Source organism: Nonomuraea sp. NPDC048892, assembly GCF_040649735.1.
GTDB lineage: Bacteria > Actinomycetota > Actinomycetes > Streptosporangiales > Streptosporangiaceae > Nonomuraea > Nonomuraea maheshkhaliensis.
Window position 1 is genome coordinate 139,305 of sequence record NZ_JBEZFZ010000018.1, and the last position, 21,234, is coordinate 160,538.

Annotated in this window: 17 protein-coding genes; 1 reads left to right on the forward strand and 16 read right to left on the reverse strand. The window is 73.9% G+C overall.

Going from position 1 to position 21,234, the window contains the following annotated elements:
* Positions 1 to 196 precede the first annotated feature (196 nt).
* From AB0C28_RS40650 to AB0C28_RS40670, 5 genes are all read right to left on the reverse strand, one after another.
* Positions 197 to 2,212 carry a sialidase family protein gene (locus AB0C28_RS40650; protein WP_358080665.1) on the reverse strand — a complete coding sequence of 672 codons (2,016 nt, stop codon included), beginning with the start codon at positions 2,210 to 2,212 and terminating at the stop codon, positions 197 to 199.
* Between the two features lie 160 nt (positions 2,213 to 2,372).
* Positions 2,373 to 3,722 (reverse strand): MFS transporter, encoded by a 1,350-nt coding sequence (locus tag AB0C28_RS40655; RefSeq protein WP_358080667.1) that lies wholly within the window; start codon positions 3,720 to 3,722, stop codon positions 2,373 to 2,375.
* On the reverse strand, positions 3,715 to 4,314 hold the full coding sequence (locus tag AB0C28_RS40660; protein ID WP_357849855.1) for a helix-turn-helix domain-containing protein: 600 nt from the start codon (positions 4,312 to 4,314) through the stop codon (positions 3,715 to 3,717). Before AB0C28_RS40660 ends, AB0C28_RS40655 begins: the two co-directional genes overlap by 8 nt.
* 108 nt (positions 4,315 to 4,422) lie before the next feature.
* Complete coding sequence (locus AB0C28_RS40665) at positions 4,423 to 5,883, reverse strand: class II fumarate hydratase (protein WP_358080669.1); 1,461 nt, start codon at positions 5,881 to 5,883, stop codon at positions 4,423 to 4,425.
* Positions 5,880 to 7,622, reverse strand: a complete 1,743-nt coding sequence (locus AB0C28_RS40670) for an NAD-dependent malic enzyme (RefSeq protein WP_358080671.1) — start codon at positions 7,620 to 7,622, stop codon at positions 5,880 to 5,882. Before AB0C28_RS40670 ends, AB0C28_RS40665 begins: the two co-directional genes overlap by 4 nt.
* A gap of 225 nt (positions 7,623 to 7,847) precedes the next feature.
* Between AB0C28_RS40670 and AB0C28_RS40675 the strand changes: the two genes are divergently transcribed.
* Positions 7,848 to 8,765 (forward strand): universal stress protein, encoded by a 918-nt coding sequence (locus AB0C28_RS40675; protein ID WP_358080673.1) that lies wholly within the window; start codon positions 7,848 to 7,850, stop codon positions 8,763 to 8,765.
* A 59-nt stretch (positions 8,766 to 8,824) separates the two neighbouring features.
* Here AB0C28_RS40675 and AB0C28_RS40680 read toward each other — a convergent pair whose 3' ends face one another.
* From AB0C28_RS40680 to AB0C28_RS40730, 11 genes are all read right to left on the reverse strand, one after another.
* A complete protein-coding gene (locus tag AB0C28_RS40680) occupies positions 8,825 to 10,021 on the reverse strand; it encodes a GEVED domain-containing protein (RefSeq protein ID WP_357849842.1) in 1,197 nt (398 codons plus the stop codon).
* Between the two features lie 25 nt (positions 10,022 to 10,046).
* Positions 10,047 to 11,363: an NAD(P)-binding domain-containing protein gene (locus tag AB0C28_RS40685; RefSeq protein WP_358080675.1), complete on the reverse strand. Its 1,317-nt coding sequence runs from the start codon at positions 11,361 to 11,363 to the stop codon at positions 10,047 to 10,049.
* On the reverse strand, positions 11,348 to 12,538 hold the full coding sequence (locus AB0C28_RS40690) for an ATP-grasp domain-containing protein (protein WP_357849836.1): 1,191 nt from the start codon (positions 12,536 to 12,538) through the stop codon (positions 11,348 to 11,350). Before AB0C28_RS40690 ends, AB0C28_RS40685 begins: the two co-directional genes overlap by 16 nt.
* A 235-nt stretch (positions 12,539 to 12,773) precedes the next feature.
* Positions 12,774 to 13,301, reverse strand: a complete 528-nt coding sequence (locus AB0C28_RS40695) for a hypothetical protein (RefSeq protein WP_358080677.1) — start codon at positions 13,299 to 13,301, stop codon at positions 12,774 to 12,776.
* 399 nt (positions 13,302 to 13,700) lie between these two features.
* Positions 13,701 to 14,903: a glycosyltransferase gene (locus tag AB0C28_RS40700; protein WP_358080679.1), complete on the reverse strand. Its 1,203-nt coding sequence runs from the start codon at positions 14,901 to 14,903 to the stop codon at positions 13,701 to 13,703.
* On the reverse strand, positions 14,894 to 16,024 hold the full coding sequence (locus AB0C28_RS40705) for a GNAT family N-acetyltransferase (RefSeq protein WP_358080681.1): 1,131 nt from the start codon (positions 16,022 to 16,024) through the stop codon (positions 14,894 to 14,896). Before AB0C28_RS40705 ends, AB0C28_RS40700 begins: the two co-directional genes overlap by 10 nt.
* Positions 16,021 to 16,596: a hypothetical protein gene (locus AB0C28_RS40710; RefSeq protein ID WP_358080683.1), complete on the reverse strand. Its 576-nt coding sequence runs from the start codon at positions 16,594 to 16,596 to the stop codon at positions 16,021 to 16,023. Before AB0C28_RS40710 ends, AB0C28_RS40705 begins: the two co-directional genes overlap by 4 nt.
* A complete protein-coding gene (locus AB0C28_RS40715; RefSeq protein WP_357849822.1) occupies positions 16,593 to 17,687 on the reverse strand; it encodes a glycosyltransferase in 1,095 nt (364 codons plus the stop codon). Before AB0C28_RS40715 ends, AB0C28_RS40710 begins: the two co-directional genes overlap by 4 nt.
* A complete protein-coding gene (locus AB0C28_RS40720; RefSeq protein ID WP_357850254.1) occupies positions 17,684 to 18,376 on the reverse strand; it encodes a polysaccharide deacetylase family protein in 693 nt (230 codons plus the stop codon). Before AB0C28_RS40720 ends, AB0C28_RS40715 begins: the two co-directional genes overlap by 4 nt.
* Before the next feature lie 5 nt (positions 18,377 to 18,381).
* Positions 18,382 to 19,926: a lipid II flippase MurJ gene (locus AB0C28_RS40725; protein WP_358080685.1), complete on the reverse strand. Its 1,545-nt coding sequence runs from the start codon at positions 19,924 to 19,926 to the stop codon at positions 18,382 to 18,384.
* Complete coding sequence (locus AB0C28_RS40730; RefSeq protein WP_358080687.1) at positions 19,923 to 21,233, reverse strand: O-antigen ligase family protein; 1,311 nt, start codon at positions 21,231 to 21,233, stop codon at positions 19,923 to 19,925. The genes AB0C28_RS40725 and AB0C28_RS40730 overlap by 4 nt, the downstream gene beginning before the upstream one ends.
* Position 21,234: the final 1 nt, after the last annotated feature.

Consider the following 21,234-nt stretch of genomic DNA (forward strand, 5'->3'; position numbering starts at 1 on the left):
GGGAATGCCGCCCGTTCGCCGCTCGAAGGACATGGGATGTCCATGGCGCCCGGCACCGGCTGCCGGTTACCGATTGCCGTGCGAGGGGTGCCTGCGGCGGTGAGAGCGGCGGCTCGCGACAGCGAAGGTGCGGCGCCCGCGAGTTCCGCGAGCGCCGCCGCCTCCGTGTCGCTCAGCTGCCGTTCGACGCCGTTCCTCAGTTGACGGTGTCGAAGGGCAGTCGCAGGCCCAACTGGCCGCCGATCGGGAGGTTGCGCTGCCTGATCAGGTCCAGCTCGGTGCCGGACAGGGCGCGCCGGTAGACGCGTACCTCGTCGAGGGTGCCGCGGAAACGGTCCACGCCGTCCAGCCGCTGCCCGATGTGGACCCCGTCGAGCCCGAACTCCCTGCCGAGGGTCAGCGACCCGCCGGGCACCGGCGCCGACGACACCCGCACGCCGTCCACCGAGAGCCGCAGCTCGCCGCCCGCCCGCTGCAGCGCCACGAAGTGCCACTGCCCGTCGTTGTACGCGCCCGGCGACTGCACGGTCACGTCGAACCGGTCGACGGACATGACCGCCCTGATGCGGTTGCTGGCCGGTTCGGCCCGCAGCCAGAGGCCGGGCGGGTTGGTGCCCCGGTCCACCCGGTGGAACCAGAGGATCGCGTGCGATCCGGTCGTCTCGGAGTAGCGGATCCAGGTGGTCAGCGTGAAGTCCTTCGCGCCGAGGTCGATGGAGTCGTCGAACGGCACCTCCACCCGGTCGTCCACCCGGTCCAGGGCGAGCCCGTTCCCGAAGCGCCCGGCGACCGGCTGCGCGCCGCCGCGCACGTAGGCCGGGTTGCGGTCCGGCGACACGTCCGGCGTCGTCGGTCCTGGCGCCGGCGGGCCGGGAATGCCGGGCGGGGTGCCGTTCGGCGTCTCCAGGAACGCCTCGTTGAACCGGGTGAACCGGATCTGCTCGTACGGCGTGACCGCGCCGGCCTCGTACATCAGGGCCGCCTCGTCGCCGTCCAGCCGCACCATGTCCGAGTACGCCGACGGACCCCAGTGGAAGACCTTGCCCTCGTCCCACGTCTCGAAGCGGCGGCCCTCGTCGTAGGACGACCGGATCCCCATCGCCTCCCTCGCGCCCGGGTGCATCGGCGAGGAGAACAGCAGGCGCCCGTCGCTGAAGCGCGCCAGCGAGCCCTGCACGTCGGTCGTCGCCGGCGCCGGCATGGTGCGGATCGGCCCGTCCCAGCTCTCGCCGCCGTCGCTGCTCGTCACGTACGCCCGGTTGCCCTCGTCGGTGCCGCGCTCGCGGCCCGAGGCGTAGATCCGTCCGTCGGTGAGCTCGACGACGGTGACCTCCTGGGCGATGATCGAGCCGTCGTCGTAGGACGTCTCGGCGCCGATGTTCCATGTCTCGCCGCTGTCGTCGCTGTAGAGCAGGTGCGTGCCGTACGCGTGCGGGCCGACCCGGTCCCAGCTCTCGTAACTCGCGCCGACGATCAGCCGGCCGGCGTGCGGGCCGCGTTCGAGCTGGATGCCGTGCATCGGGCCGGTGGCGTACCAGAAGTTCCACTCGGGGCGCTTGCCCTCGGTCATCTCCCTGGCGGCCGACCAGGTCGCGCCGTGGTCGTCGCTGAACTGCACCCAGGGGTCGCGGTCGCAGCCGTTCGGGCACGGCTCGGCGCCGTTGTGGGTGCTGACCAGCACGACCCGGCCCGTACGCCGGTCGACGATCGGCACCGGGTTGCCGTGGGTCGTGCCGTTGCCCTCCGAGACCACCTGCAGCGGCCCCCAGGTCCGGCCGCCGTCGGCGGAGCGGCGCAGCACCAGGTCGATGTCCTCGTCGTCGCCGCAGTCCTTCACCCGCCCCTCGGCGAAGGCCAGGACCATGCCGTTCGCGGCCCGTACGACGGCGGGGATCCTGAAGCAGGCGTACCCGAAGCCGCCCTGCTCGTAGAGGACCTGCTCGTCGGCGAACGGCGCGCCGCCGCCGCCCGCACCCGTCTCGGGAGCCTCGGCCGGTGCCGTCCCAGGTGCCGTCGAGGACGTTGACGATGGCGTTGTCACCAGGGTTGCCGCCGGTGCTGTCGCGGGCGGCGTCGCGGGGGCCGGCGTCGGCGCCGCGGCCGCCGGCGCGACGGACGCGCCGGCGAGTAAGCCCGCGAGCATCGTGACGGCGCCCGCCCGGCGGAGCCAGGAGCGCCCGGTACGGCCCTCCGGGGGATACCCATCGTGCATGTCTTCGCCCTTTCGCCAGGAGCAGCTCTGAGGTCGGACATCCTACGTCCAACGTTGGATGTTAAACAGAGGGCAAACGGAGAATGTTCACGAGGGACGACGGCATTACGGGCCCGTGACGGCGAAGCCCAAAGCGGGCGGCCGCGTCACTGAGGGTGGGTCAAGGGCGCCGGGAGGAACGACGTGATGCCGCCACGACGAGCGCGCCCGCCGTGATCAGGCCGCCGGCGTGCACACAGAGCATCGGGACGATGCCGAGCCCGTCGCCGAGTACGCCCGCCAGCGCCATCCCGAGCAGCGACGTCGCGGCATGGGCGCTGGCGAGCAGCCCGAAGACCGCGCCCAGCCGGTCGCCGCCGGTGACCGTCTGGGCGAACGTGGTCAGCCCCGCCATCGCCGCCGCGGCGGGCAGCCCGGCCAGGCCGATGAGCACGAAGGCCGGCCACAGCTCCCGCGTCAGGAGCGGGTAGGTGAACAGCGCCAGGTCGGCCAGGCCGAAGACGACCGTCCCCCACCCGAACAACGTCCGCGGCGTGACGTCGCCGAGGCGGGTGGCGATCAGCAGGCCGCCGGCGATCCCGCCGACCGCCTGCGCCGACAGGAACAGCCCGTACGCGTCCGCCGACCCGTCCAGCACGTCGGCCACGAAAGGCGCCGCGAGCGTCGAGAAGACGCCCTCGCCCAGCCCCGTGATCACCATGTACGTGACCAGCAGGCGCACGCCACGGTCGGTGCCGGCCAGCCGTAGCCCCGCCACCCACTGCCCGCCGATCGTCGTCGTCGCGGCCGGAGCGCGGGCGGGGCCGCGCAGGCCGGCCAGCAGCAGCGCGGAGATCGCGAAGCCGGCCACGCCGATCCAGACGACGGCGGCCAGCCCGCCCGCGCCCACCGCGGCCCCGCCCGCCAGCGCGCCCAGCAGCCGGGCGGCCTGGCCGGTCTGCCCGTGCAACGCGTTGGCCCTGACGAGTTGCGCGGGCGACACGATCTGCGGCACGAGGGCCTTCTGAGCGGGGAACAGGACCGTGCTGACCACGCCCGTCCACAGGGCGACGGCGTAGACGATCCAGGCCTGGCCCGGCTCGCGTACCGCCAGCAGAGGCAGCAGCCCGAGCGCGAGCAGCACGTCCGCGATCACCAGCAGCCTGCGCCGGTCCCACCGGTCGGCGAGCACGCCCGCCGCCGAGCCGAGCAGGACGTCCGGTAACCGGCCCGCCAGCAGCATGGCGGCGCTGGACAGGGTGGAGCCGGTGAGCACGTAGACGTGGTAGGCCAGGCCGGTGCTGACGACCCAGTCGCCGGTCTGCGAGATCAGCCCGGCCGAGAGCAGCCGCCGGTAGTCCCGGTTCGCCCCGAGCAGCCCACGGATCCCGCCCGCCGGCCCCTCCGACGCCGTGTCCGAAGCGCCCGAGACCTGCGCCGGTGCCTCGCTGACCGTCGATGTGCGTGGAGCGTTCGTGTTTCGTGCCGTGGCTTCGCCGCCCTGCGGGGTGGCCGGCCCGGCGTCAGTCACCGGTGCCGGTCGTGCGGAGCGGGATCGTGAGCGTGGTCAGCAGTACGGGCCTGGCGCCCTCCGGCCGTTCGGACGGGTCGGCGATCCGCGCCATCAGCGGCTCCAGGAGACGGCTGACCGCGTCGTCCAGCGCGTCGAGCTCGTCGGGGGTGACGTAGAGGTAGGAGTTGCCGATCCCGCCCGCCTTCCGCCACGCGTCCGGCTCGTCCGCGCGGCGCTCCTGCCATTCGGCCAGCCGGGCCAGCGCCCGTTCGGCGATGACCTGTTCCAGCAGGCCGCGGGCGGCCGACGCTTCGGGGTCGGCCCCCGCGTCGGACCAGTCCTGGGTCAGCGACGTTGCCTTCCACGGACGTTCCCGCTCGTCGCGGGCCTCGGCCTGCTCCACGAAGCCGTACCGGGCGAGTTGCCGCAGATGGTACGAGGCCAGCGCCTGGCTGACGCCGACCTCGCGGGCGGCATCGGCGGCGGTCGTGGCACCGGCCCGCATCAGCAACTCGTGCAGGGCCAGGCGGACGGGATGGGCGAACGCGCGCATGGCGGCCGGGTCGTCGAGCACCCGGCGCGGCCGTTCCCTCCAGGATTCCAAAGACATGCTTGGAATCATCCGCTCGGCCGGCAACGGATGTCAAGGAAACCTTTGGAATGCCGGTCGCGGACCTACCGCCCGGCGGCGTCACACATGGGCCACCGGCGGCGGCGCTCAGGGCCGGTCGTCGCCGTCCGGGCCGGGCACGCCGGCTCGGGTGAGACGTTCGGGATCGACGATCCTGTCGTACAAGTCCTCCGCGACACCGCATTCGAGTGCGGCGTCCTTGAGCGCGAGGCCCTTGCCGAGGGCGTGATGCGCGATGCGGGCGGCCTGGTCGTAGCCGATGACGGGGCTGAGCGCGGTCACCATCATGATCGAGTGATCGATGTTGCGGCTCAGGGTCTCAGTGTTCAGCTGGGCTCCTTCGATCAGGTACGTCCGGAAGTGGAGCATCATGTCGGCCAGGATGCGGGCCGAATGCAGCACGTTCTTGATGATGACCGGGCGGAAGGCGTTCAGCTCGAAGTTGCCCTCGGCGCCCGCCATGGAGACGGCGGTGTCGTTGCCGGCCACCTGGACAGCCACCATCAGCATGGCCTCGGCCTGGGTCGGGTTGACCTTGCCCGGCATGATCGACGAACCGGGCTCGTTGGCCGGCAGGATCAGTTCACCCAGCCCCGTACGCGGCCCTGAGCCGAGCCAGCGCAGGTCGTTGGCGAACTTGAACAGCGGTACCGCCAAGGCGCGCAGGGCCGCCGAGACCCGCACGAGATCGTCACACGAGGACTGGGCGGCGAAGCTGTTCGGCGCGCCGGTGAAGGGGCGCCCGGTGAGTCCGGCGAGCTGCCGGGCCATCTCCTCGCCGAAACCGGACGGCGCGTTCAGCCCGGTGCCTACGGCGGTGCCGCCGATCGCCAGCCGGTACAGCCCGGTACGGGTGTGTTCCAGATGGTCGATGGCCGCGCCGAGCTGGGCGGCGTAGCCGGACCACTCCTGGCCGACGGTCAGCGGGGTGGCGTCCTCCAGATGGGTACGCCCGATCTTGACGACGTGCTGCCACTCGCGGCTCTTGGCCTCGGCGCTGTCACGCAACCGGGCGGCGGCGGGCAGCACGTGATCGTCGATGGCCTCCGCGGCGGCGAGGTGCATGGCGGTGACGAAGGTGTCGTTGGACGACTGGCCCATGTTCACATGGTCGTTCGGGTGGATCGGGTCCTTGCTGCCGAGCCGCCCGCCGACGAGCTGGATCGCCCGGTTGGACATCACCTCGTTGACGTTCATGTTGGACTGGGTGCCCGAGCCGGTCTGCCAGACGTACAGCGGGAACTCGCCGTCCAGGTCGCCGCGGATGACCTCGTCGGCGACCCTGCTGATGAGATCGGCCTGCCACTGGGGCAGGCGGCCCGCGCGGGCGTTGACGATCGCCGCCGCCTTCTTGATGTACCCGTAGGCGTGGTAGACGGCCTTGGGCATGCGATCGTCGCCGATGTCGAAGTGCCGGAGCGACCGCTGCGTCTGGGCGCCCCAGTAGTGCCCGGCCGGAACCTCCACGTCGCCGAGCGAATCGCTCTCCGTCCGGGTGCCGGTGTCCTGGAGCCCGATCGGCGTGTCCAGGACGCGGGGCGCGCTCACCGTTTGCTCCCGTTCGCGTGGACTGGGCGGTAGACGGGCTGCCACATGGTGTCCTGGACCTGCTGGATCGGGTCGCGCAGGTTGGTGCGGGCGAGGTGTTCCGCGGACGCCCGCTCGGCGACGGCCACCGCGACCACGGCGGAGACCTCGCGCAGGTTGTCCACCTGCGGCAGCAGGGACGCGCCCGGGGACGAGACGTCCACCATGCCGCCCACCGCCTCGGCGGCCGCCGCGAGCATGCCGGGACTCACCCGGCGCGCCCGCGCGGTCACGACGCCCAGCCCCAGCCCGGGATACAGCATGGCGTTGTTGGCCTGGGCGATGACGTAGGTGACGCCGTGGTAGGTGATCGGCTCGACCGGGATGCCGGTGGCGATCAGCGCCCGGCCGTCGCTCCAGCGCAGCAGGTCGGCCGGCGCCGCCTCGATCCGCTCGGTCGGGTTGGAGATCGGGAAGATGATCGGCCGCTCGACCCCCGCCGCCATCGTGCGTACGATCCGCTCGGTGAACGCGCCGTGCGCGGTGGAGGCGCCCAGCAGCATGGTCGGTTTGATCCGCTCGACGACCTCGGCCAGCGAGATGCCGCCGCCGTCCCGTGACCAGCCGTCCACTTCGGCGCGCGAGCGGGCGTAGGGCCGCTGGAAGTCGCGCAGGTCGTCCATGTCGTCGATGAGCAGGCCCTGCTGGTCGACTGGCCAGATCCGCCGGGTCGCGGTCGCGGCGTCCAGGCCGGCCCGGACCATCGCGTCGCGTAGCTGGTCGGCGATGCCCATACCGGCGGTGCCCGCGCCGAAGACGACGATGCGCTGCTGCTCCATGGGCGTCCCCGAGGCCCGCACGGCGCTGAGCATGGCGGCCAGGACGATGGCCCCGGTGCCCTGCATGTCGTCGTTGAAGGTGGGCAGGTGCCCGGTGTACTTCTCCAGGAGGCGGCGGCCGTTCGACGGGCCGAAGTCCTCCCAGTGCAGCATCGCGCCGGGGAACATCCGCGACGCCGTCCGCACGTAGGCGTCGATGAAGTCGTCGTAGCGCCGCCCGCGCACCCGGGCGTGCCGGTTGCCGACATAGGCCGGGTCGTTCAGCAGCGCCTCGTTGTCGGTGCCGACGTCCAGGGCGACGGGGACGACGCGGGCGGGGTCGATGCCCGCGGCGGCGGTGTAGACGGCCAGCTTGCCGACCGCGATGCCGGCCCCGCCGCCCACGCCCCAGTCGCCGATGCCGAGGATCTCCTCCGCGTCGGAGGCCACGATCAGGTCGACGTCGTCCGGCCCCAGCCGCAGGGCCTGGAACGCCCGCTCGACGCCGTCCGGGTCGTCGACGGACAGGAACACGCCCCGGGGGCGCCGGTACTCGTGGCTGTAGGTGCGGATCGCCTCGGCCACCGTGGGGTCGTACACGATGGGCAGCATCTCGCGCAGGTGATCGCTCAGCAGCCGGTAGTACAGGACCTCGTTCCGGTCGCGCAGGGCTTCCATGAAGACGTTCTTCTGCAGGTCGGTCGGTTGCGCGCGGTACTGCGCGTACGAGCGGCGCACCTGCTCGTCCAGGGTCTCGACGACCGGCGGCAGCAGCCCCTCCAGGCCCAGCTCCGCCCGCTCGCGCGGCGAGAAGGCCGTGCCCTTGTTCAGCAGCGGCTCGCGCAGCACCGCGAGGCCGCGCAGAGAGGTGACGTAGCTTCCGTCGGGCTGCTCGGCGAACATCGGAGCCGGCAGATCCGGCTTCCGCTTGCCTGGAGACATCGCAATCCCCTTCCGTCGAGGCGCCCGGTCCAGGGCGCGGCCGCGTCTTCGGCGCGCCATACCCATCGCCGCCTGCGCAGACTCCCAGCGCGATGCCAGAAATATCCCGTATGTCGGATAAATGAGATTCAACGAAGATTGTCCTTTTTGTCTGCATGGGGGAGAGCCGGCGGGGTGATGATGGAGAGAGGGATCGGCTCTGCGAGGGAGCGGGGGGCGGGCGTGATGAACGGTCACATCGTCGCCGGAGTGGACGGGTCGGCCCCGGCGACCGCGGCGGTGGAGTGGGCCGCGGCGGACGCCCAGCGACGTGGAGCGGCTCTGCGCGTCGTGCACGTGTGCGAGCCACGCGTCCACGACGTGCACGTGAGCGAGCCACGCGTCCACGATGTGCAGGTGGGCGAGCCGCGCGTCCACGACGAGAGCGCCGCGTCCTGCGCCGGCGTCCTGGAGGCGGCCGTCCGCCGTGCGCGGGAGCTCACCCGCGACGTCGAGGTGAGCGGCGACCTGCTCGGCGGTGACGTCGTCAGGGCCCTGCTCGCCGAGTCGCACTCGGCGGACAGCGTGGTCCTGGGCAGCCGCGGGCGCGGCGGGTTCGCCGGAATGCTGCTCGGCTCCGTCGGCCTGGCCGTGGCGGGGCACGCCACCGGGCCGGTCGTGATCGTCCGCGCGCCGACCCCGCTGTGGTACGACCGGGTCGTGGCCGGCTACGACGGATCGGAACACGCCGAGGTCGCCCTGGACTACGCCGTCGAGCAGGCCCGCGCCCGCGGATCGCAACTGCACGTCGTGTACGCCTGGCAACTGCCGGCGTTCTCGGCGTACGCCGCCCCCTACGCCGTGCCCTACGGCGGCCTCCTGGAGGACCTCATGGCCGAGCAGTTCCACCGCGTGGCCGAGCGGATCGCGGGCCGGCGTGAGCGCGACCCCGGCCTCGTCATCACCGACGAGCAGGTGTGCGCTCACCCGATCACCGCGCTCGTCGAGGCCGGCCGGACGGCCGACCTCGTCGTCGTGGGCTCACGCGGGCTCGGCGGCCTCGCCTCGGCCGTGCTCGGCTCGGTCGGCCACGGCGTGCTGCACCACGTGACCTGCCCGGTCGCGGTCGTACGGCCACACGTCGAGGAGCCGCCAGAACCGTGACCGGCCCGGAGCCGTCACCCGCCCGGAGGCGTGGCCAGCCGGAGCCGTGACCCGCGAGGTCAGTTGGTGCACGGGCAGTGGTGGGCGAGTTCGATCTGGTGGTCCTCGACCTCGCCGCTGTCCGCCCACCCGGTCGGCGACGCCGTCACCGGGCCCTGGGTGGCGAGCCGCAGCCGCATCCAGGTGACGCCCGTCTGCAGCGGCCGCGGCACCCTCCAGCGCAGCGTGGCGGAGGTGGCGGACGGCACGACCTTGGCGGTGGCCCGTTCGACGGCGTCGAAGCGGCCGTTCTGGTCGAAGTCGATCCAGCCGTTCAGCCGCGACGGAGAGTCGGCCCGTACGGGGACGGCGAGCGTGTAGTCATCGCCGGTGGGTGCGATGCGCGCCCTTGGAGCCGTGACGGCGTCGTCGGCGTCGGTGCCGGTGGGAAGGGAGCGCGGGGTCATGCTCACCGCGTCGGTGTGGTCGGCGGTCACGGTACGCCCGAGCGTCGTGCGGGTGATCGCGTGGGAGGCCGCGCCGTAGGAGGGGGGCGCGTCGGAGTCGTCCTCGGCCAGGGAGAGCTTGAACGCGGCCCACAACTGCGGGGCCGGCCCGCCCTTCCCCTGCCGGTCGTCATGAGCGCGCAGCTTGACGGTGAACGAGCTGACGGTGCCGCTCACCCTGACCGTCCCGCAGGCGTAGACCACGCCGCAGGTGGTCGAGCCGGTGGGATACGTCCATTCCGGCTCGATGGCGGTCGCGCTGGTCCGGTAGCCGGGGAAGCCGGCCACGCGGGCGAACGCGGGCGTGGCCGGGATGCCGCCGACCAGCTCGATCGCGGGCCAGTAGTCGTCGTGGTTCCTGGCGTCGCCGGAGGAGCCGCCGGTGCCGAAGACGTGCAGGTGCGGGTCGCGTACGGGCCTGGAGAAGGTGAACGTCAGCATGGCGACGTCACTCCAGGCGCTGGGCTTGGCCGCGAAGTGCTCGTACTGGTCGACGAATCCGGCCGTCGTCTTGGCGTTGGCCGGGATGAGGTACTCGTCGTCGGCGGCCGTCGGGTCGGCGGGCAGGACCTTGGCCGAGGCCACCTGAGTCTTGCCGATCATGGTCTTCTGCACGGTCACCCGCACCCCGGAGGGCGTGCGGCCCACGGCGGTGGTGTTCGAGTTGGTGAAGGACGACGACGCGCTCTCGGCATGGGTGCCGGTGACGGTGGCCGGGATGCTCAGGAAGGTGGTGGTGGCCGTGCAGGCCACTATGGTGCGACAAATCATGCTTTCCCCCGTAGTTGATGGTTCTTCAGTTGGTGGTCCGTGATCGCAGGCGGCTGACGAGCCCACTGGTCACCCGGCGGGCGGCGAACCGGCTGCCGCACACGAACCGCATGGCCGGCCCGAACGTCGGCGCCGCCGCCAGCCCGACGAGATGCAGCCCCGCGACGGACGTCTCGAAGGTCCGGCTGAGCCGGGGACCCGGCCCCGCCGACGCCACCGCGCGGCGCAGGTCCTCGCTGAGGAGGCCGAGCCTGGAGACGTCCACCCGGTAGCCGGTGGCGGCGATCACGTGCTCGGTGACCACGGTCGTCCGCGCCCCCGTGGCGTCCCGCAGCTCCAGCCGCACCCCGTCCCGGTGCTCGCAGGCCGCCAGCCGGGTCCCCAGCGTCACCGTGACGGCCCCGTCGAAACGTTCGCGCAGCCACCAGGAGCCGGCGGGCCCGAGGGCGGTGCGCACGATGTGGCCGCGAGCCGCCGCCGGCAGATGCCGGACCGCGCCGGGCAGCCGCGACCAGGCGACGGACGGCCATCCGCTGCCGAGCGCGGAGCGGGGAGCGCGCAGGCGCGCCAGCGCCGAGCGCCGCCGCTCGGGGGCGGGGTTCCAGGCCAGCGCGTCCGTACGGGCGAGGACCCGGACGCTCGCCCCGGCCTCGGCCAGCAACGTCGCGCTCTCCAGAGCGGACTGCCCCGCGCCCACCACGGTCACGTCCCGGCCGGCGAACCCGCTCAGATCGGCGTGGTCGGAGCTGTGCGTGCACACCTCGGGCGGCAGCGCGGCCAGGGCGGGCGGCCGGTGGGCGAACGGCAGGAAGCCCAGCGCGAGCACCGCCGCCCTGGCCGCCACCACCTCGCCCGACGCCAGGGTCAGGAGGAACCGGCCGCCCTCCAGGCCACCGCCGAGGCCACCCTCCAAGCCACCGGCCAAGCCACCGGCCAAGCCACCCTCCAAGCCACCGGCCAAGCCACCGGCCAAGCCACCGGCCAAGCCACCGGCCAAGCCACCGGCCAGGCCGATGGAGGTCACCTCCTGCTCCTCCAGTGCCGCGCCCACCGCCCGCGCCTGGAACCACCTGCCGTAGTCGGCGAACCGCTCCACCGGCACCGCCTCGCCGAAGGAGTGGCGGTGGAAGGCGTCCAGGCCGAAGCGCCGCGCCGGGTCGGCGAGATGGGAGGCGTCCGGGTCGGACTTCAGCAGCATGCCCCTGGGCATGTGCCGCTCCCACGCGTGCATCGGCCGGCCGAACACCCGCGCGTCCAGCCCGGCTGGCAGCGCGTGCGCCGCCACGGAGAGGCCGTACGGGCCCGCTCCCACGATCGCCACGTCGATCACCGGGGTTCCCACGTTCTCCTCCTTCGCTGTCTCGGTGACCGGGTGATCCGGTCGAAGCCGCGTTTCACCGTCCGCCCGCCCATGGCCACGAAGGGCCGCAGGTCGTCGGGGGAGAGCCAGGCGAGCTCGTCGCTGGAGCACAGCGCGCGCAGGCAGCCGGGGCCCGCGGCGAGCAGGTCGTAGTTCTCCACCACGTACGTCCGCCCATGACCGGCCTGTCCCAGCGCCGCGGCCCGGCCGGAGAGGTGCAGGTGCGCGACCCGTACCAGATCCAGGCCCCTGGAGTCGGTGAACAGCCGGAACTGGGCGCCGAGCCGCGGGTTGAAGTCGAGCAGGTGGTAGGCGCCCGTGGCGGGGTCGTGCCGGAAGTCGATGTCCAGGACGCCGCGGTAGCCCAGCGTCGCGGCCAGGTCGCGGGCGACGCGCTCGATGGCCGGGTTGGGCAGCCAGCGGCCGTACGTGGTCAGGCCAGCGCCGCGCGGGTACGAGCGTTCCTTGCGGCCCGCCCCGCCGTACAGGCAGCGCGAGTTCTCGTCGAAGTAGCCGTGGAAGAACCAGTCCGAATGCGGCCCGCCCGGTACGAACCGCTGGAACAGCAGGTCGTTGCCCGGCAGGTGGCGCAGCAGCGGGGCCACGTGCTTGGCCTGGCGTACCAGGCTGGTGTTGCGCAGCCCGCGGCCGGCGGGCAGCAGCCAGGGCCGCGCCCACTTGGCGACCAGCGGCAGGCCGAAGTCGGCGACGGCCGCGGCGGCGTCGCGCTCGCCGGTGATCACCCGCGACTCCGGCTGCGGGATCCCGAGCGAGGAGCACAGGCGGGCCAGCAGGCGCTTGTCGGCGAGCACGCGCGGCAACCCCGGCGCCTGGCCGGGCAGCAGGAAGCTGGATCGCAGGTCGGCCGCGTGCTCCGCCACGGCGATGGCGGCGGCGTCGTCCATCGCGAGCAGCACCGAGCGGCGGCCGATGCGGTCGGCGACCTGCCGGAGCGCGCGGATGACGTCCCGGTCGCGCGGCCAGGCGTGCGAGCGCGCCAGGTAGCGGGAACGGGAGGCGGGCGTGCGCCGGTCGTCGATGAGCCCGTGCACCTCTACGCCGGCCCTGCCGAGAGACCGGATGGCGCCGAGGGTGCCGTGGTGGAAGACGTTGTCGTCGATCCGCAGCACGAGCGCCGGAACGGTGCGATCAAGCATGGTGAACGTCCTGCTCTTCCAGGAAAAGCCATGGATCGGGCAAATCGCGAGTTGAATATCCGGTTTGCGGCTACCTGCCTTGTATGGAGGAAACGCGAGGTGACACCGCGACGGTGATGCGGAAGGGCCATCGGCGCTGCGCGAAGGCGATCGGCCGCCGGCACGGCACGAAGGCGATCGGCCGCCGGCACGGCACGAAGGCGATCGGCCGTCGGCACGGCGTGAAGGCGATCGGCTATCGGCACTGTGCGATGGCGATCGTCGTGGCGACGATGGCGGGCACGACGCTCGGCCTGGGCACGTCGGCCGCCCCTCCGCCACGGGGCCCCTTTCCGCGCCCTCCGGTCAGCCTCCCGCCACAGAGCCCGCCGGCCGCCCCTCCGCCGGCGGCGCTGGGCGTCTTCCTCGGCTCCGACTGGCGCGGCCCGCAGCACGTGCCGGGCTTCGAGTCGTGGCTGCGCAACAAGGTGACGGTCGGGCGCACGTACCTGCCAGGCGATCGCTGGGATGCCATCGCGGGCGCCGCGTTCGTCCTGGAGCCCTGGACCCGCTGGCGGGCCGCCCGGCCCGGCCGGGTGCTGGCGCTGAACGTGCCGATGGTCGCCCCCAACGAGGCGGGGCTGCCCGACAGCGTCGTGGCGCGGCGGCTCAGCGAGGGAGCGCGCGGCGAGCACGACCACCACTTCCGCCGGCTCGCCTGGAAGCTGGTCTCCTCCGGCGCCGGCGACACGATCATCGTCCTGGGCTGGGAGATGAACGGCACCACCTACTCCAGCCGGTGCGCGCCCGACCCGCAGGCGTGGAAGGTCTACTGGCGGCGCATCGTGGCCGCCATGCGCTCGGCGCCCGGCCAGCGTTTCCGCTTCGACTTCGCGCCCAGCCGCGGGCGCGACGCCATCCCGTGGACGGAGTGCTACCCGGGTGACGACGTGGTCGACATCATCGGCATGGACAGCTACGACCAGGGACCGGGGCGCGAGTTCTCCGACTACGTCGAGCAGCCGTACGGCCTGCGCGCCCAGGCCGACTTCGCGGCGCGGCACGGCAAGCCCCTCTCCTTCCCTGAATGGGGGCTGTTCCGCAGGGGCGACCGCTCCGCCTACGTCCGGCGGATGCTCGACTGGATCGGCAGTCACAATGTGGCCTATCACTCGATCTCCGATTACTGTCCCCACGGCGTCTGGCAGTGCCGGGCCAACCCGCGGTCGTCGAAGGTGTTCCGCGAGCGGCTGCGCGCGGCTCCCACCCCCGCTCCCGCTCCCGTGCCGAGCGCCTCCAGCGTGTGCGCGGCGAGCTCGTCCAGCGACCTGTCCACGTCGAAGGCGCCGGCCAGCGCCGCCGCGGCCGCGCCCTCGGCCGCCGTCAGCGCGGGCTGCCCGAGCCTGGCCAGCAGCGCCTCCGCCAGCACCCCGGCGTCGCCCGGCGCGACCAGCGCGCCGGTTTCGCCGGTCACCACCTCCGCCAGTCCCGGCACCGCCGAGGCGACCAGCGATCGTCCGGTCGCCAGCGCCTCCAGCGCCGTCAGTGGCAGCCCCTCCCAGAGAGACGGCAGGACGATGACGTCGGCGGCGGCGTACCAGGACCTGACGTCGGTGACGTCGCCGGTGAAGTGAACGCGGGGCTCGCTTCGCGACCGCAGGGCGGGCAGCAGCGGGCCGTCGCCGACGATCGCGAGCCTGGCCTGGTCGTCGCGGGCGGCCACCCGCCGCCACGCCGACAGCAGCACCTCCTGGCCCTTCTGGCGGGAGACCCGGCCGACGCAGACGGCCAGCGGCGTCCGCTCGCCGATCCCGTGGCGGGCGCGGGCCTCCGCCTGCTCGCGCGGGCAGGCGGGCGGGAAACGGCGCAAGTCAACGCCGTTGCGGACCACCACGAGACGGCCGCGTACGCCGTGCCGCCCGGCCAGGCCGGCTTCGCCCGCGCCCACGCAGATCACCCGGTCGGCCCAGCGCGCGGCCAGCCGTTCCCAGGCGAGCGCCGCGGCGGCGACGGGGCCGCGTACCGCGAGCCAGGACCAGCCGTGCGGCTGGAAGAGCGTGGGCACCCGGCCCCTGAGCACGGCCCGGCCGGCCAGTCCCGCCTTGGACGAGTGCAGGTGCACGACGTCGGGGGCGAACTCCCTGACGATCCCGGCCAGCCCGGCCGCCCGTACCAGGTCGGCCGGTCCGGGGGCGCGGCCCGCCGTCCAGGGCAGGCACGGCACTCCCGAGGCCGTGAGCTCGTCGAAGAGCCGCCCGGAAGGAGGGCAGGCGACCGCGACCCGCCAGCCCCGCCGCGCCTGGTCGGCGGCGGCCGTGGCGACGTACGCCCCGACCCCGCCGTCCACCGGCTGCGTGACGTGCAGGACGCCCGGCCTCACTGCCATGCCGCCACCTTCCGCGCCAGCCGCGGGCAGCGCCGCTTGACCAGCTCCCGGCCGGCCGCGCGCGCGTTCGCGGTCGCGGCGTAGGCGGCGGCGCGCAGCCCGCGCCCGAGCATCACCCGCTGGTTCACCACCGCCTCGCAGCCGAACTTCGTCTTGTACGGCTCGTCGCCGCGCAACAGGCTGAGCGTGGGCCGGCCGAGCCGGTGGGTGAGCGCCAGGTTGTGCCGCAGCAACATGGTGAGCACGTCGGCCTCGGCACGCAGGTCGGGATGGGCCCCGTACAGGTAACCGCCCACGAAGTCCTTGCCGACCAGCACGAAGTCACAGGCCATCAGCCGCCCGCGGACCCGGTACTCCGTCAGCGTCGCCTGGTTCTCCACCACCAGCGTCCGCACCGCCCTGGCCAGATGGTCGCGGAAGCGCCGCTCCGTGTGCTGGACGTTGATCGCCCGGCTCTCCCACTGCATGGCGTGCAGGCGCAGCAGCTCGGCCACCGACCCCTCGACCTGGTCCGCCCCGACCTCGACCGCCTGCGCGTCCAGCGCGTCGATCTTGCGCAGCGCGTGCCGCAGCCGGTGCGCCCGGCGGCTGTTCAGCCCGGCCAGCACCTGCTCGATCGGCTGACCTGGCAGCTGCAGGCAGGTGGAGGCGGGCAGCGACCAGGCCCTGCCCTCCCACAGCTCGGCCAGCCTGCGCACCGTCGCGCCCGGCCGCGCCTCGGGCAGGTCCATCACATCCCAGCCCGGCTGGGCCAGCATCCCGGCGCGCAGCTCGCGCAGGCCCGCGTCGCCTTCGAGGTCGTCCACGACGATGTCGGTGAAGTCGGCCTGGCCGGCGCCGACGGGGGTCAGCACCCGGCAGCCGCCGCGCCGCTCCAGCAGGAACGGCGCCGCCGCCACCAGCCGCCCGCCCCGGCGGGCCAGGAAGAGGCGCAGCCGCCCCGGGGTCCCGTACGCCCGCCACCAGGAGCACAGCCAGCCGTAGGACTGGAACGGCGTGGCGGCCGAGCTGCGGGCGTACAGGTCCGTCCAGTCCGCGGACAGCGCGGCCAGGTCGCCGTCGTCCCTGACCACCTGCACCGTCAGCCCCGCGTGCGAGGTCCGCGAGGGCGCGGCGCTCACGCGCCGGCCCCGATCGGCTCGGGCAGCGGCTCGCGTACGGGCCGCCGACGGGCCGGCGGCGCGGCCAGCCGGAGCAGGCCGCCCAGGAGGACCGCGCCGCAGCCGCCCACGGCCAGGTTGACCAGCGGCACCGGGGCGGAGGGACGGCTCGGGGAGGAGGCGCCGGCGAAGGGGGCCAGCCGCACGTGGGTGTCGGTGGAGTGGGCGCCGGCGTACGCGATCAGCGCGGTCGCCAGCCGGTCGGCCCGGCCGGTGGCCTCCGCCGCGGTCGAGGCCGCCGCGGTGAGGCGGATCAGCGGGGCGTCGGGCGAGGCGGCCACGCTCACGCCGCTCAGGTCGGCCGGGGCGACGCCGAGCACGCCGGGCTGGGCGGCCACCCGGGCGTAGGCGGCGGCGTAGTCGGCCGCCCGCGTCGCCTCACCGCCCGCCACCACGACGACGTAGGCGTCCGAGGTGTAGACGACCTGCCCGGCCAGGGTGTACGCGAGGCCGCCGAGCAGCCCCGTCGTCAGCGACAACGGCAGCCACCAGCGCGACAGCAGGCCCGTGAGCCGGGCCGGGGTCCTGTTCATGGTTTCTCCTCCTCGGGTGCCGCGCCCAGCAGGCGCAGGTACAGCGACTCCAGCCGGTCCGCCTGGTGGCGGACGTCGTAGCAGCGGACGGCGTCAGGTGGGGGGAGCCGTTCCGGTGGCCGGGCGGCCAGCTCGGCCAGTTCGGCGGCCAGCCGGTCCGGCGCGACCCGTCTCGCGCCCGGCGCCGCGCCCGGCGGCAGGTCCTCGACGGCCGGGCACGCGCCGTACAGGACGGGCAGGCCGGAGGCCAGCGCCTCGACGACCGCCAGGCCGAACGCCTCCTCCGCCGAGGGCGCGGCCAGCACGTCCATCGCCGACAGCAGGGCGGGCACGTCGGTGGACTCACCGGCGAAGATCACCCGGTCGCCCGCCCGGCGGGCCAGCCGGCGCAGCCGCGGCTCGCACGACCCCGTGCCGACCAGCAGCAGCACCGCCCCGTCGAGTGCCGACACCGCCTCCACCAGCAGGTCGAAGCGTTTGCCCGGCTCCAGCCGGCCGATCCCGCCGACCACGAAGGCGCCCTGGTCCACGCCGAGCCGCTCCCTGGTACGGCGGCGCAGCTCCGCGTCGAAGCCGAAGGCCGCGCCGTCCACGCCGTTCGGGATCACCACGATGCGCGAGCGCGGCACGCCCCACAGCGACAGCCGTTCGGCCACCGTGGGCGAGACCGCTACGGTCGAGTGCCCGAGCAGCTCGCTGGCCAGGTAGAGCGCCCTGACCGGACGGGTGAGCCGGCGTCCCTCGATGTGCTCGTGGCCGATCGAGTGCTCCGTCGCCACGATGGCCGGCACGTTGGCCAGCCGCGCCGCCAGCCTGCCGTACACGCAGGCCCGGTACAGATGGGTGTGCACCACGTCGTAACGCCGCCTGCGCATGAGCCGGGCCAGCCGCCCCACCGCCCGCAGGTCCGTGTTGCCGCGCATGCCGATCCGGTGCACGGGCAGGCCGTCGCGCTCGATGGCGTCGGCGAGCACGCCTCTGCCGGTCAGCACCGCCACCTCGCACCTGGCCCGCAGCCGGGGCAGCAGGACGCGCAACTGCTGCTCCGCGCCGCCCGCCGCCAGCCCGGTGATGACGTGCAGGACCCTCACCGGCCCCACCTGACCCGGTGGCGTGCCCGCTTCACGCTCAGCCGCAGCCCGCCGTCACGGTCGCCGACGTAGGTCCTGGGCAGCAGGTGCCTGCCGGTGAGCGGGCCGCGCCAGATCGCGCAGGCGTAGCCGTACCCGGCCGCGCGGACGGCGCTCACCTCCCGGGCGCCGGCGTGCCCGTACGGGTAGCAGAAGCCGCTCACCTCGTCGCCGAGCACCCGCTCCAGCGTGGCCTTGCTGGCGGTGACCTCGTGACGGAGCTCGGCCTCGCTCAGGCCCGCCAGCGAGCGGTGCCCGGCCGAATGCGAGCCGACCTCCATGCCCAGGCTCGCCGCCCGGCGCACGCCGTCGGCGTCCATCAGCCGTTTACGCGGGCCGCCGGCGTCCCAGCCGTTGTGGCCGCCGAGCAGCTCCGACACCACGAACACCGTCGCGGTGAACCGGTGCCTCAGCAGCAGGGGGACGACCTCGCCGAGGAAGTCGTCGTACCCGTCGTCGAACGTCAGCCCGACCAGGCCGCGCGCGCTCCCCCCGGCCTGGCGGCGCAGCAGCTCGCGCATCGAGACGCCGGTCAGGCCGCGCCGGGCCAGCCAGCCGAGCTGCCTGGCGAAGCGGCCGGGGGAGACGGTGACGCGGAACGGGTCGCTGTCGTACCTCTCCACGGAGTGGTACATGAGCACGAGCGGCATGGCGGTCACGCGCCACCTCGCAATCTGGTCGGCCGGGTGTCTCCGGTGAGCGTGGTCAGGGCGCCGGTGCTCACCGCCACGGCGCAGAAGACGGCGGTGATCACGGCGCCCGTCAGGGCCAGGGCGAGCGGCTGCGGCAGGCCCGCCAGGCCGGCCCGTGCCGCCCAGCCGGCCGCCGCCGCGACCGTGACCGACAGCAGCAACAGGCCGACGGGCCCGGCGGAGGCGCGCAGGGGCAGCGCGACGATCCGGGCGCGCAGCCGTACGAGCAGCAGCACGGCGGTCACCGTGATCCCGGCCGCGTTGGCCGCGGCGATCCCCGTGACGCCCCACGAGGGCCGGGCCAGCAGCGCCATCACGGCCAGCCCCGCCGCCATCGCCAGTGCCGGGTACCAGGAGGCGCGAGCGCCGCAGAAGTACGCCCGGCAGACGACGCCGACCACCGCCTGACCGAGCAGGCCGAGCACGTACACCCGCATGATCGCCGCGGTGGCGGTGGCGTCGGCCTCCGTGAACGCGCCGTAGCGCAGCAGGACGGTGACGACGTCCCTGGCGCAGACCAGCAGGATCGCCGTGGCGAGCAGCACGATCGCGGCGGCGGCGACCAGGTCGGCGAGCAGCGTCCTGCGGGCCGCGGCGCGGTCGCCGGCGGCGATGGCGCGGGCCAGGCGCGGGAAGCTCACCGTCGCCGCGATCAGCGACACGACCATGGCGACCTGGGACACCTTCTGCGCGTAGTTGAGGTGCGAGATCGAGCCTTCCGGCAGGGACGAGGCGACGTACCTCTCGATGAAGACCTGGCTCTGGCGGGCCAGTGTGAACACCGCGACCGGCACGAACACCGCCCACGACAACGCCACAGCGCCGGCGGGCTCTTGGTCGATGATGCGGGCTGTGCCGTCCGAGGCTTCGCGGGAACGGCTGAGGCGCAGGGCGAAGGCCGGGGCCTGGACGAGCACCATACCGACCCCGCCCGCGGCCACGCCAACCGCCGCCCCGAAGGCGCCCTGGCCGCTCAGCGCCCACACGCAGCCGACGATCCCCGCGTTGTAGGCGAGGTAGATGGCGGCCGGCGGCGCGAACGTGTGCTGCGCGCGCAGGGCCGCGCTCAGGTATCCGGCCAGGCCGAACATCAGGATGGTGACCGAGGTCAGGCGCATGCAGCCGACGGCGAGCTCGGCCCGGGGGATGCCGGGGGCGAGCACGCCGACCAGCCACGGCGCGCCCGCCGCGGTCACCGCGCTCAGCGCCGCCAGGGTGAGGCACAGCCCCGGCATCGTGGACGACACCAGCCTGCGCAGATCGTCGCCCGCCTCCAGCGCCCGGCTGAACAGGGGGACCAGCACGAACGCCATCGCCCCCTCGATCAGCAGCGGAGCGGCGGTCTCCGGGATCGTCCAGGCGACGAGGAACGCGTCGGTCTCGGCGTCGGCGCCGAAGGTCGTCCCCAGCATCAGATCCCGGACGAACCCGAGCCCGGACCCGAGCCCGACCAGCACGGCGGTGACCCCGACGGCCTTCGCCGCCCGCGGAGCGGCCGTCGCCGTCATCGCACACCACCGCCGACAACGACCTCCGGCTGTACGTCGGGAAAGGCGGAAGTCTCGCGGCGGGTGACGAGCGACAGGGCCAGGCCCAGCGCCACGGACATGACCAGCGTGGGAGCGCCGCCGATGTCGCCGTAGCAGAAGTCGACGATCTGCCAGGTCAGCAGCCCGGCCGCGATGAGCGAGCGTTCCCGCACCGCCCACCACGCCAGCGAGGCCAGGCATCCGGCCAGGGCGGCCAGCCCGAGCAGCCCCTGCTCGCTGAGCGTCAGCAGGTACATGTTGTGCGGCGACAGCAGGGGCCGGCGCTCGAAGCCGTGCACCGGATCCTCGGTGTCGCTGCCGCTGGACAGCTCGATCGGCGCGTACGTGTCACGCAACTGCGCGAACCCGCGCGGACCGGCCCCCGTCACCGGGTGCTCCAGCCAGATGTCCACGGCGGTCCGCCACAGGCTGAACCGATCGCGCAGCGACTGGTCGGGCTGCGACACGGAGGAGGCGACCGAGTCCAGCCGCCGCCCCAGGGGGTCCGCCCCCGTGCCCACGCCGAGCGCCAGCACGATCGCGGCCGCCGCGCCGGCCAGCACGACCCGCGCGGCGAGCACGCGGCTGTGCAGGAAGAGCACGACCAGGCAGGCGCCGGCCAGCGCGAGCCAGGTGCCGCGGCTGAGCGACAGGGCGAGCGGCACGCAGAGCAGGGCCGCTCCGGTCAGGGCGGCGGCGCGGCGCCGGCCCCGCAGGGTCAGCCCGGCCCCCAGCAGGACGATCGCCCCGAAGCTGACCACGCTGGCCATGCCCATCACGTCCGGCGCGCCGAACGTGCCCACGGCCCGCACCTGCTCACCCGCGTACGACGCGCCGGTGCCGGTGAACGCCTGCACACAGCCGACCAGACCCTGCGCCGCGGCCGCCGCGACCAGGGCCCCGCCGACGATCAGCGTGTCCGTACGGTCGCGTACCGCCACCAGGACGGCCAGCGGAATGACCACGAAGACCTGGACGTACCTGACATAACCCGGCAGACCGGCCAGCACGTCGGCCGAGGCCAGCAACGAGACGCCGGCCGCCGCCGCGACGGGAGCGAACACCAGGGCGCGGGCCGGCAGCCGCTCCGCCACCGAACGGGCCGGCAAGAGGGCGACCCCCGCACGCGTCAGCAGGACGGCGACCGCCGCCACCGCCAGCACGAGCGACATCACGTCGGCGGCCGTCAGCCGCACCCCGGAGGACAGCTCCTCGTGCCGGGCGGGCAGGCACGTCAGCAGCACCAGCGCGGCGGCGAGCAGGCTGGGCCGGAAACGGACGCGCACG